The sequence below is a fragment of the Pseudonocardia pini genome, assembly GCF_013870575.1.
GTDB classification, from domain to species: Bacteria; Actinomycetota; Actinomycetes; order Mycobacteriales; family Pseudonocardiaceae; genus Pseudonocardia; species Pseudonocardia pini.
Window position 1 is genome coordinate 1 of the sequence record NZ_JACBXB010000082.1, and the last position, 12,086, is coordinate 12,086.

Here is a 12,086-nt window from a genome sequence, read left to right on the forward strand (position 1 = left end):
CGGGCGTGCTCATCGGCGCGCTCCGGGCGGGCCAGTCCGGCGCGGAGGACCCCGTGGCCGCGGCCCCGACGACGACGGCGGCCCCCGCGACCACCACCGCCCCCACGACGACCTCGCGCCCCACCACCACGACCAGCGCCGCGCCGAGCAGCGCGGCGGACGTCGGGGCGGTGTCCTTCGTGGAGAACTACTACGGCCTGCTGCCCGACGATCCCGACGCCGCGTTCGCGCTGCTCAGCAGCCAGGCGCAGGCGGCCTCCGGCGGCATCGACGGCTACCGCAGCTTCTACGGCGGGCTGTCCGCGGTCACGGTGCAGAACGCCCGCTCGACGGGGGAGGGGCAGGTCTCGGCGACGATCGTCTTCACCCGGGAGGACGGCTCCAGCAGCAGCGAGCCCTACACCTTCCGGGTGGGCACCGGCGAGGACGGGAACCAGATCATCCAGTCCTTCAACCGGGCCTGACCTGCACCGACGGCTAGGCCGTCTGCGACTCCGCCTCGCGGAGGTGCCCCGTCACCCACCGCACCACCTCGGACACGAACTCGGCCCGGTGGGCGACGGCGTGGGTCTCGTGGCCCTCGTCGTCGAACAGGAGGAAGTGCGGCGACGCGCCCCGCTCCCGCAGCGCCTCCACGATGCGTGAGGCCTCGCCGAGCGGCACGTTGGTGTCGTACCGGCCGTGCACCACCATCAGCGGCGCCCGGATGAACTCCGCGTGGTGGATCGGCGACAGCGACCGCAGCAGCTCGCGGTCGACGGCGGGGTCCCCGTACTTCGTGGTCGCCGCCGCGGCGATCCACGGCTCGGTCTCCGCGTAGAAGGTCTCCAGGTCGCTCATCCCGCAGACGTCCACGCCCACGGCGAACAGCTCCGGGAACCACGCCAGCGCGACGAGCGTGAGGTACCCGCCGTACGACCGCCCGGACACCCCGACCCGGTCCGGATCGGCCAGCCCCGACGACGTCAGGAACGTCACCGCGGCCCGCACGTCCGTGATCGCGGTGAACCGGCGGTCCAGGTCGTCCGCCTGCGAGAAGGAGCGGCCGAACCCGGCCGACCCGCGGACGTTGGGCGCGAACACCTGCACGCCCGCGGCGACCAGCGCCTGGAACAACGGCTGGAAGACCGGCCGCTCCTGCGCCTCCGGGCCGCCGTGCAGCCAGATGAGGGTGGGGGCGGCGCCGTAGCCCGCCTGCGGCCGGAAGAGCCACCCGGTCAGCGTCAGCCCGTCCTCGCCGCGGAACTCGTGCAGCGTGGGGTCGACCAGCTCCTCCACCGGCTCGATGTCGGCCGGGACCAGCGGGGTCGGCTCGGCGAGCGGGACGTCCAGCGCGATCCGGGCGATGTGCGGCGGCATCGTGGGGCCCTCGCTCGCGACGAGCAGCGCCTGCCCGTCCCGGGTGAACGCCAGCCCCGTCACGACGTCGCCGGGCTGCTCCGAGACCGGCGAGGAGATGCCGTCGCGCAGGTCGATGAGCTCGAGCTCGCTGCGCCCGTCGACGTTCCAGACCAGCGCCGCGCGGGCCCCGGCGGGGTCCAGGGCGGCCTGGTCGAGGTCGTCCCCGCTGCGCTGGGCGACGTCCCAGGCCAGGGACACCTCGTCGTCGGTGATGGAGCAGGCCAGCAGCCCGGTGCGCTCCCGACCGGCGTCGGTGTGCAGGTAGAGGACGGACCCGGTGACGCCGAACCGCGCGTCGGCGACGGTCGCGTCGTTGCCGGGCAGCAGCTCGACGCGCCGCCCGGTCCAGAGATCGATCAGCTCCAGCCCGCGGAACCCGCGCCGCCCGGTCCGGACCACGGCCCGGCGCCCGTCCCGCGAGACCGCGCAGACCACCGCGGCGGGACCGGAGGCCAGCACCGTGGACGAGCCGTCCCGGACGTCGACCAGGCAGGCCGTGCCCTCGCCGTCCTCCGCCCCGTAGATCGTGACGCCGACCTGGCGCCCGGTCGGCGACCACGCCCCCAGCGTGACGGCGGCGGAGCCCGCGGCCATCTCGCGGCGCTCGGTGCCGTCGGGCGACAGCAGCAGCACCCGCGTCCGCTCCCCACCACCGGGAGCGACCTCGCAGGCCACGTACGTGCCGTCCGGCGACCAGCTCAGGGCCTTGACGTCGCAGGCCGTGGCCGGGTCCACCTCGGTGTCCAGCGGCGCGGCGGGCTGCTGGACGGGATCCCCGCTCGCGGGCAGCGGCGCGACCCAGGCCCGGGGACGGCCGTCCCGGTCGGAGACCCAGGCCAGCAGCGTGCCGTCGGGCGACGGCAGCGGGGAGCGGTACGAGGGGACGATCAGGTTCTCGCCCAGGTCACCCGCGAGCTGTGCGCGGCGCCGGTCCGTGAAGGTATCGCCGGTGACACCTGTCATGTCCTAGATCCCCCTCTCCTGTAACCACATCTCCAGCAGTGCTACCTGCCACAACGCGTTCGACCCCAGATTGGTGCGCTGGGTGTTCGGGTCGGCCAGCATCCGGTCCAGCCAGTCGCTTCGCACGAGCCCCCTGGCCTTGGCCACCGGATCGGTGACGGCGGCACGCACCCGCTCGAGGAACGGCCCCTCGAGGTGGCGGATCGCCGGAACGGGGAAATACCCCTTCGGCCGGTCGATCACACCGTCCGGGACGACGCCGCGGGCCGCCTCCTTGAGGATGCCCTTGCCGCCGTGCGCCAGTTTCAGTTCTGGTGGGCACGCCGCCGCCAACTCGACGAGCTCGTGGTCCAGGAACGGGACACGCGCTTCCAGTCCCCAGGCCATCGTCATGTTGTCGACACGCTTGACCGGATCGTCCACGAGCATGATCGTGCTGTCCAGCCTCAGCGCCGCATCCAGTGTGCGCTCCGCCCCCGGCTGCGCGAAATGTGAGGTGATGAACTCCCGGCTGGGGTCGTGGTCGAGCAGCCACTCGGGCTCCAGGATGTCCGCCAGCTCGCTGTGCGGGCGGTCGGTGAACACCGCCTGGTAGGCCTGCATCGCCTGGTCACGGGGGGTCTCGGCGAGCGGCGGGTACCAGTCGTAGCCGGCGAACACCTCGTCCGCGCCCTGGCCGGACTGGACCACGGTGACGGACTTCGCGACCTCCTCGGACAGCAGGTAGAAGGCCACGCAGTCGTGGCTGACCATGGGCTCGGCCATCGCCGTGATCGTGTCGTCGACGGCGGGCAGCATCCGGGCCGGGTCGACCAGGATCTGCTGGTGGTCGGTGCCGAACTCCCTGGCCACGAGGTCGGAGTACTCGAACTCGTCCCCCTTCTCGCCGCCCGCGGCGTGGAAGCCGACGGAGAACGTCTTGAGGTCTCGCTGCCCCTCCTGGGCGAGCAGCGCCACGATGAGTGACGAGTCGAGACCACCCGACAGCAGGACCCCCACAGGGACGTCGGCGACCATCCGACGACGGACCGCGGTGCGCAGGCCCTCCAGCACCGCCTCCTTCCAGTCCGTGATCCCGAGCTCCGGGCGCCGCTCGTGGACGGGCGTCCAGTAGACGTGGTCGGCGAACCGGCCGTCCGCCTCGTAGGTCCGCACGGTGGCGGGCGGCAGCTTGCGGACGCCGGCGAGGATCGTCCGCGGCGCGGGCACCACCGAGTGGAAGGTCATGTAGTGGTGCAGCGCGACCGGGTCGATGCCCGTGTCGACGCCGCCTGCCTCCAGCAGCGCGGGCAGCGCCGAGGCGAAGCGCAGGATCCCCTGGCCGGAGGTGTAGTACAGCGGCTTGATCCCGAGGCGGTCCCGGCCGAGCACCAGTCGCCCCGTATCGCGTTCGGACACCGCGAACGCGAACATGCCCTTGAAGTGCTCCACGCACGCGGAGCCCCAGTGCGCGTAGGCCTTCAGGACCGTCTCGGTGTCCGAGGTGGAGAAGAACGTGTAGCCCGCGCCCTCCAGCTCGGCGCGCAGCTCCTGGTAGTTGTAGATGCAGCCGTTGAACACCACGGCCAGCCCCAGCGCGGAGTCCACCATCGGCTGGGCCCCGCGCTCGGACAGGTCGATGATCTTCAGCCTGCGGTGGCCCAGGGCCACGGGGCCCGCGGCGTGCACCCCGGTCCCGTCCGGGCCGCGCCGTTCCAACGCCTTGACGATCCGGGCCACGACAGCGGGGTCCGCCGGGCTGCCGTCGAACCGCATCTCACCGGCGATGCCGCACATAAGTCTCCTATCGCAGGATCCAGGTGTCCTTCGCGCCGCCACCCCGTGACGAGTTGACGATCAGGCTCCCCGGCGGGGCGACGCGGGACAAGGCCGCGGGCACCACGTCGAGGTGCGGGCGCCCGCCGTACTGGCTCTGGAACACGAAGGCCCGCAGGTCCACGGCCCGCGGCTCCAGACGGCGCCCCGAGAAGGTGGGGTGGGTGGACAACGTCACCATGTCCTGCGCCACCCACATCGCGGGCTCGGCGCGGATCTGCTTCTCCACCTCGGTCAGCTCCGAGCGCTCCGCGTACGGGCCGATGACGATCCCGGTGCCGCCGTAGCCGTCGACGGGCTTGAGCACGAGCTCGTGCAGCCGGTCGAGGACCTCCTCGCGGCGCTCGGCGTCGACGCACGGGTAGGTGGGGACGTTGTCCAGCAGCGGGGTCTCGCCGAGGTAGTACGAGATCATCTCGGGGACGTAGGCGTAGACGAGCTTGTCGTCCGCCACGCCGTTGCCCAGCGCGTTGAGCAGGGCGACCTTCCCCTTGGCGACGGCGGCGGCGAGCGCCCGCCCGATCGGGCGCATGTCCGCGCCCGTCGAGGTCATCAGCTCCTTCTCGTCCATCCGACGGTAGAGCGCGGAGAGCCGGATCCGACCACCGGAGGAGACCAGGAAGACGCCCTCGTCGGTGACCTGCAGGTCCCGCGGCGTCACGACCGGGACCCCCATCTGGCCCGCCAACAGCTGGTGTTCGAAGAACGCCGAGTCGACCGGCCCGGCGGACAGCAGCGCGACCTCGTCGTGGCCCGGGGTGCCGGTCTCGGTGGCGGACAGCAGCGCGGCGCGCAGCCGCCCCGGCACGTCCTCCAGCCCGACCACGCCCGCGGGCGGCTCCAGGTCGCTCATCACGCTGCGGACCAGGCGTCGACTCATGATCGAGTAGCCGATGCCGGAGGGGACGCGCAGGTTGTCCTCCAGCACGAGCCAGTGGTCGGCCGCGTCCCGGACCAGGTCGATCCCGGCGACGGCGATCCGCACGGCCTCCCCGGGGACGATCTCGCCGTTGCGGGTGCGGCCCGGCGCGTTGTCGACCACGGTGGAGGGGACGATCCCGTCCCGGACGATCGCGCGGTCGCCGTAGACGTCCCGGACGAACAGCTCCAGGGCCCGGACGCGCTGCGCGAGCCCGTCGGTGAGCGTCTGCCAGTCCTCGGCGTCGATGATCCGCGGCACGAGGTCCAGCGGGAAGAGCCTGCCCTCCTCGGCCGGGCCGAAGGTCACGCCGCGGGCGCGCTGCTCGGTCTCGAGCGCAGACTCGGCGGCGACCATCCCGCGCGGCCCGAGCCGCTCCAGGGTCCGGAACATCCAGCCGTACTGGGGCAGGACGGTGCCCGCCTCCGAGACGGCCTCGTCGTACCCGGCCGGGCGGTAGTCGGCCAGCAGCTCGCGGGCGAGCGGGGCCTCGACCGGCGGGTCGATGGGCAGCAGCCTGCCCTGCGTGTTGGCGATCAGCGCGTCGACGACGTCGACGAGCTCGCCCCGGCGCCCGAACATCCGACGCTGGCGGGCCGCGGCCGACCCGCGCAGCATGGTGGCCTGGGACAGCTCGAGCACCTGCTCCCAGTCCCCGAGGTCCTCCAGCTGCGGGCGCAGGGTGTCCACCAGCTGCCCGACGATCAGCGGCGGGGACACCAGCGACGGGCCGACCAGGTCGACGAGGTCGCCCTCCAGCCCGGAGCGGGCCGCCCGCCAGTTCGCCGCGCGGAGCAGCTCCTGGCTGCTGACGGGCAGCGGGTCGCCCGCGTCGATCTCGGCGCGGGCCTTGCAGACCAGGGCGCGGAAGAGGCCTGCGATGAGGACGACGTCGTCGGCCGACGTGCAGGCGTCACACACCCGCAGCTCGACGGTCGGGACGTGCGCGCTGGGCCGGATGTCGAAGTAGAGCATCCCGGGATCGGAGATCGTGCCGCTGGCGATCAGGGAGTCGACCATCGCGTCGTACTCGGCGGCGGTCTCGACCATCGCGGGCGGGCCCGCGGTGGGCCAGCGCGACCAGACCATGCTGCGGTAGCTGGCGTAGCCGGTGTCGTGGCCCTGCCAGTACGGCGAGCTCGCCGAGATCGCGAGCAGGATGTGCAGGTAGGGGGCGACCCGCCGGACGACCTGCACGGCGGTGTCCCGGTCCGGGACGTCCACGTGCACCTGCGCCCCGCAGATGTGCTGTTCGCGCACCAGCATCTGGTACTCGTGCTGCATCTTCTCGTAGCGGGCGCCCGCGGAGATGTCGTCCCCGGTCAGGTCCACGAGCGGAACGGTCCCGGCGGCCACGATCCCCAGCCCGTGCGGCTCGGCCACCGACTCCAGCTTGGCCCGCAGCCTGCGGAGGTGGGAGCCGAGCTCGTCGAGCGTCTCGCACACCGGGGTGTTCGTCTCGACCAGCGACCGCTGCAGCTCGCGGGCGAACTCGGCCCCGTCGAGGTCCGGCAGCAGGACGTCCACCTGGGGCGCTGCCCGCCGCGTCGTGAGGTCCACGACGTGGAACTCCTCCTCGACCCCGAGAAGGGGCCTCCCCGCGGCACTCATGAGGGTGACGCTAGGTGCCGTTTGTTACGAACGCATAGCCGCGACAGCGCATCCGCCCCGCGAGTCCCCCACTTCCGACGCGCGAGTCGGACACCACACTCCGCGAGTCCCCCACTTCCGACGCGCGAGTCCCCCACTTCCGACGCGCGAGTCCCTCACTCCCGACGCGCGAGTCGGACGCCACGCCGCGCGAGTCGGACCGCAGCCGAGGCGGCGGTCAGTCGTAGGCAGCCTCGAAGAACGCCCTCTCGAGCTCCACCGCCTCGGCGAACCGCCTGCTCACGCGCTTCACGTCCCGGGTGTGCGGCACGGCGCGGTCGAGCTCGGCCTTGAGGAAACCCACCCACGCCTCGAAGTCCGGCCCGCGGTGCAGGTCGATCCACCCCCGCGCGACGGGATCCGCGGGCGGTTCCTGGTCGCGGTCGGCCCAGTCCAGGTAGAGCCACTCGGCCACGAGCAGCACGGCGAGGATCTCGGCGTAGCTCGCGTCCGCCCGCGCGGAGTCCATCAACTCGACGAACCCGCTGGTCGGCGCGGCGAGCGCCGGAGCGACCCGCTCCTCGGCGGGCACCCCGAGCGCGTCGAACGAGCTGTGGAAGAAGTCGTGCTCGTCGCCCGCGACCAGCCCGACCTGGCGGGCGTGCACGACGCGGGCGGCAGGGTCGTCGCACGTGGCGACCGCCCCGCCCATGAGGGCCAGGAAGGCGTCGCAGAACTGGAAGTCCTGCACCAGGTACCGGCGCAGCACCGCGGGATCGACGGTCCCGGCCCACAGCTCGTCGACGAAACGGTGGCCGACCGCCGCCTCCCAGGTCTCGGCGTCGGCGGTGCGCAGCTGTTCGGAGAACGACACCGCTCGATGATGATCGAGCGCGGCGGCGTACTCCACAGGGGTGTTCACGTTGAGCAGGGAGGACAGCTCCGGATCGGCGGCCGCGAGGGCCGGATCGGCGAGCAGCTCGGCGGCCTCCGCGCGGTGCGTGTCGACGGTCGCTAACAGGTCCGGCGGCCTGCTGCGGCCCTCGGCGATCAGCGTCTCGACGAGCGGGGCGAGGTTCGTGCGGTACGCCGCGGCGAGTGGCTGGTGATGGCCGTGGACGACCGGGAGCAGGACGTCGTGGTCGCCGAGCAGGTCCAGGACCCGCCGGACGTACGCCGGATGCAGGAGCGGCAGATCGACCGAGGCGACGAACGCGGCGTCCGCCCGCCCCCCGACGGCGGCGAGCCCGGCCGCGATGCCCTGCAACGGCCCGCGTCCCTCGACCGGGTCCGCGACGACCTCCGCCTCGACCTCCGGAAGCTCCTGACCGGGCGCGCGGACCACCACGAGCGGCCCGTCGACGACCTCGCCGACCACCTGCGTGACGTGCTGCAGCAGGGAGATGCCCCGCCAGTCCAGCCAGGCCTTCGGCCGCCCCATCCGCGAGGACCGGCCCCCCGCCAGCACGATCCCCGCCGTTCGCACGGTCGGAGATTACCTCCGGCGTCATCGACCGGCCGCAGCCGCGGCGGCAGGCTCGCACCCATGACGCAGATCGTGAACGAGTACCTGACCGCCTGGAACACCACCGACGCCGAGCAGCGCGCGAAGGCCGTCGCCGCGGTGTTCACCGACGACGCCCGCTACGTCGACCCGCTCGCCGACGTCACGGGCCACGAGGCCATCGTCGCCCTGATCGGCGGGGTGCACCAGCAGTTCCCGGGCTTCACCTTCAGCCCGGTCGGCGAGCCGGACGGCCACCACGACGTCGTCCGCTTCCGGTGGGGCCTGGGCCCGGAGGGCGCCGAACCCCCGGTGGTCGGCGCGGACGCCGTGACCCTCGCCGAGGACGGCCGGATCGCCCTGGTCGTGGGCTTCCTCGACAGGGTCCCGGGCTGACGAGCCCCCGACGGCCGTCTCGACGACGCCTCGACGACGCCTCGACGACCGCCTCGACGACGTCCGACTCGCGGGCCCTGGTGTCCGACTCGCGCGTCGGAAGTGGGGGACTCGCGGGCCCTGGTGTCCGACTCGCGCGTCGGAAGTGGGGGACTCGCGGGTCAGAGGGCCACTCGCATCACCCGGCCGCCCTCGCCCGGCTCGCCGCCCAGGATCTCGGCCTCACCGGAGGCGAACCGGGCGGCGGACCAGGTGCAGGCGAGGGCGTCGAGGCAGTCGTCGAGGCGGGCGCCGGGAGGCAGGTCGGCGAACACCGCGGGCGTGAGCCAGGCGCCCAGCGCGGCGATCCGCTGACCGGCCCCCCGCGCGGACTTCTTCGGCACGAACCCCACGTCCGGTGCCATTCCGCGGAAGGCCAGCTCGGGGGAGACCTCCACGACCGTCGGTGGCAGGTCGACCGCGAGCCAGTCGAGGATCTGCCTGCGGATGTTGTAGGTCTGGATGCTGATCCCGCGCCCGGTCAGCTCCCGGGACAGCAGCACGGCCGCGGCGTGCGTCGGACACTCCAGGACCGCCCGCGGCGGCGCCGGGAAGATCGACGACCGGGCGCGGCCCAGCCGGGCCGCGGCCAGCCCGTCGCACGGCCGCCCCCCGGAGACCGGCACGGCCAACGGGATGTCCACCCCGACGGCCGCACACCCCGCGGTGACCTCCAGGACCGAGGGCGCGTCCGGCACCACGGACCAGCTCACGGCGGACCCGCGCAACCGGGCCACGACCCAGCCCCCGGGTACCCCGTCCACTCCGGCGATCTCGCGCATACGGCAGGATCGCACCGTGCGCGTCTACCTCGGCAGTGACCACGCCGGCTTCGAGCTGAAGGCGGCCCTGGTGAAGCACCTGGGCGCCAAGGGATTCGACGTCGTGGACGTCGGCGCCCTGACCTACGACCCGGAGGACGACTACCCGGCCTTCTGCATCGACACCGCCCGCAAGGTGGTGGCGGACCCCGGCAGCCTCGGCGTCGTGATCGGCGGTTCGGGCAACGGCGAGCAGATCGCCGCGAACAAGGTGAAGGGCATCCGGGCGGCCCTGGCCTGGAACCTGGAGACGGCGAAGCTGTGCCGCGAGCACAACGACGCCCAGGTCGTCGGCATCGGCGCCCGCCAGCACACCGAGGCGGAGGCGATCGCGATCGTCGAGGCCTTCCTGGCCACCCCGTTCAGCCAGGGCGAGCGGCACCAGCGCCGGATCGACCAGCTCGCCGCCTACGAGCAGACGAGTGCCTGAGGGCCACACCCTCCACCGGCTGGCCAAGCGGCACCAGAGGCTGTTCGGCCGCAGGCCGGTCCGGGTCACGAGCCCGCAGGGCCGGTTCGCGGACTCCGCCGCGCTGCTCGACGGGACCGTGCTGCAGCGGGCCGAGGCCCACGGGAAGCACCTGTTCCACACCTTCGGGCGGGACGAGATCGTCCACGTCCACCTCGGCCTGTACGGGACGTTCGACGAGGGTGAGCTGCCCGCCCCCGAGCCCCGCGGCCAGCTGCGGATGCGGCTGGTGGGGGAGAGCCACTACGCCGACCTGCGCGGCCCCACGGCGTGCGAGCTGCTCACCCGCGCCGAGGTGAAGGCCATCCGCGAGCGCCTGGGCCCGGACCCGCTGCGCCGGGACTTCGACCCGGAGCGGGTCTGGACCCGCATCTCGCGGAGCACGAGCCCGCTCGCGACGCTGCTGATGGACCAGACGGTGGTCTCCGGCGTGGGGAACGTGTACCGCGCGGAGCTGCTGTTCCGGCACGGGCTCGACCCGCAGACCAGCGGCAGGGCCCTGGACCGGGGCACCTGGGACGCGATGGCCGCCGATCTCGTCGTCCTGATGAAGGACGGGGTGCGCCGCGGCCGGATCGACACGGTCCGCCCCGAGGACGACCCCCGCCGCAAGGGCCAGGCCGCGCGCAAGGACCGCCACGGCGGCGAGGTCTACGTCTACCGGCGCGCCGGGATGCCCTGCCACGTCTGCGGTACCGAGGTGCGCACCGCCGTGCACGCCGCCCGCAACCTCTTCTGGTGCCCCACCTGCCAGGCCTGAGAACCTGTCCGACTCGCGCGTTGATACCGGGGGACTCGCGCGTCCGAAGTGGGGGACCCGCGGTCGGCGCGCGGGATCCGGCGGCAGCGGGCACGCTCGGCCCATGCCCGAAGGTCACACCGTCCACCGCATGGCCCGGCTGCAGCGCAGCCGGTTCGCGGGCGCTCCCGTGGCCGTGTCCAGCCCCCAGGGCCGGTTCGCCACGGACGCCGAGCTGGTCGACGGGCGGGTCCTCGAAAGCGTCGAGGCCCACGGCAAGCATCTGTTCCAGCACTACGGACCGGATCTCGCGGTGCACGTGCACCTCGGTCTGTGGGGCAGCTTCCCGAACCGACGGCGGCCGGAGGTGCCGCCGCGCGGCCAGGTCCGGATGCGGATGGTCGGGGAGACCCACTACGCGGACCTGCGGGGACCGTCGGCCTGCGCCCTGCTCACCGACGTCGAGGTCAAGGCGATCCGCGCCCGCCTCGGCCCCGACCCGCTCCGCGCCGACGCCGACCCGGAGGAGGCCTGGGCCCGGATCTCCCGCTCCCGCGCCCCGCTCGCGACCCTGCTGATGGACCAGAGCGTGATCGCGGGGCTGGGCAACGTCTTCCGCGCCGAGACCCTCTTCCGCTGCGGCCTCCCGCCCCGGCTACCGGGCCGTGAGCTGGGCCGTGCGCGGTTCGACGCCCTGTGGGCCGACCTCAGCGCCATGCTGCGCGCGGGCGAGCGGCGCGGCCGGATCGAGACCCTGCGGCCCGAGCACGACCCCGCCCGGCTGGAACCCCCGGACCGGGGGAGCGTGTGCGCGAGCGTCGTCTACACCTACCGGCGGGCGGGCAAGCCGTGCCTGGTCTGCGGCACGCCCGTCGCGCGCGCCACCCACCTGGCCCGGAACCTCTTCTGGTGCCCCACGTGCCAGGCGTGATCAGACCGCTTCCAGGACGACCACGCCGCCTGCCGGGACCGTCCGGACCAGGCTGAACCCCGCCGCGTCGAACAGCTCGGCGAACTCCCGCTCGGTCCGCTCCCGGCCGGTGGCGAGCAGCAGCATCGTCGCGTCCATCCGGACGACGGCGGGGGCCTCCCGCGCCTTCACCGGCAGCACGGCCTCGACGACCAGCAGGGGGGTGCCCACGGGCATCGCGGCGCGACAGGCCCGCAGGATCCGCAGCGCCTCCGCGTCCGCCCAGTCGTGCAGGACGCGGGAGAGCAGGTAGCCGTCCCCGCCGGAGGGGACCGAGGTGAAGAAGTCCCCGCCGATCCGGTCCAGGTCGGCGGGGCCGCGCTCGACCACCTCGGGCCGGTCGAACAGCACGCCGTCGAGGCCCGGGGTGGCCGCCCGCACGGCGTCGAGCAGGATCCCGGTGCCCCCGCCGACGTCGACGAGCCTGCGGAACCGCCCGAAGTCGTACGCCGCGACGACC

10 protein-coding genes and 1 pseudogene are annotated in these 12,086 nt (G+C 73.5%); 5 read left to right on the forward strand and 6 right to left on the reverse strand.

From position 1 onward, the window contains the following. Window positions 1–464, forward strand: a pseudogene (locus H5J29_RS07815) (serine/threonine-protein kinase); the annotation flags it as partial. Window positions 465–477: 13 nt separating this feature from the next. Here H5J29_RS07815 and H5J29_RS07820 read toward each other — a convergent pair. The 4 genes from H5J29_RS07820 to H5J29_RS34265 form a co-directional block, all read right to left on the reverse strand. Then, window positions 478–2,364, reverse strand: a complete 1,887-nt coding sequence (locus tag H5J29_RS07820) for a S9 family peptidase (protein WP_181780244.1) — start codon at window positions 2,362–2,364, stop codon at window positions 478–480. Between the two features lie 3 nt (window positions 2,365–2,367). Then, window positions 2,368–4,140 carry an N-acetylglutaminylglutamine amidotransferase gene (locus H5J29_RS07825; RefSeq protein WP_181780245.1) on the reverse strand — a complete coding sequence of 591 codons (1,773 nt, stop codon included), beginning with the start codon at window positions 4,138–4,140 and terminating at the stop codon, window positions 2,368–2,370. A gap of 7 nt (window positions 4,141–4,147) precedes the next feature. Further along, window positions 4,148–6,709: a carboxylate--amine ligase/circularly permuted type 2 ATP-grasp protein gene (locus tag H5J29_RS07830; RefSeq protein WP_181780246.1), complete on the reverse strand. Its 2,562-nt coding sequence runs from the start codon at window positions 6,707–6,709 to the stop codon at window positions 4,148–4,150. Between the two features lie 217 nt (window positions 6,710–6,926). Further along, entirely contained in the window at window positions 6,927–8,174 is a 1,248-nt protein-coding gene (locus H5J29_RS34265) for an NTP transferase domain-containing protein (protein ID WP_220187108.1), read from the reverse strand. 60 nt (window positions 8,175–8,234) lie between these two features. Between H5J29_RS34265 and H5J29_RS07845 the strand changes: the two genes are divergently transcribed. Beyond that, complete coding sequence (locus tag H5J29_RS07845) at window positions 8,235–8,588, forward strand: nuclear transport factor 2 family protein (RefSeq protein ID WP_181780247.1); 354 nt, start codon at window positions 8,235–8,237, stop codon at window positions 8,586–8,588. A gap of 161 nt (window positions 8,589–8,749) precedes the next feature. Here the strand turns inward: H5J29_RS07845 and H5J29_RS07850 are convergent, their stop codons facing one another. After that, on the reverse strand, window positions 8,750–9,409 hold the full coding sequence (locus H5J29_RS07850) for a DUF429 domain-containing protein (RefSeq protein WP_181780248.1): 660 nt from the start codon (window positions 9,407–9,409) through the stop codon (window positions 8,750–8,752). A gap of 16 nt (window positions 9,410–9,425) precedes the next feature. Between H5J29_RS07850 and H5J29_RS07855 the strand changes: the two genes are divergently transcribed. From H5J29_RS07855 to H5J29_RS07865, 3 genes are all read left to right on the forward strand, one after another. Further along, window positions 9,426–9,878, forward strand: coding sequence for a ribose-5-phosphate isomerase (locus H5J29_RS07855; protein WP_181780249.1), 453 nt, complete (start codon window positions 9,426–9,428; stop codon window positions 9,876–9,878). After that, a complete protein-coding gene (locus H5J29_RS07860) occupies window positions 9,871–10,677 on the forward strand; it encodes an Fpg/Nei family DNA glycosylase (RefSeq protein WP_181780250.1) in 807 nt (268 codons plus the stop codon). Before H5J29_RS07855 ends, H5J29_RS07860 begins: the two co-directional genes overlap by 8 nt. A 103-nt stretch (window positions 10,678–10,780) precedes the next feature. Next, the gene (locus tag H5J29_RS07865) at window positions 10,781–11,587 is read left to right on the forward strand and encodes an Fpg/Nei family DNA glycosylase (protein ID WP_181780251.1); all 807 of its coding nucleotides are present in this window, start codon (window positions 10,781–10,783) and stop codon (window positions 11,585–11,587) included. On the opposite strand, the gene H5J29_RS07870 is transcribed toward H5J29_RS07865, so the two are convergent. Further along, window positions 11,588–12,086, reverse strand: a 499-nt coding sequence (locus tag H5J29_RS07870; RefSeq protein ID WP_281375887.1) for a methyltransferase, incomplete at its 5' end; no start/stop codon positions are given.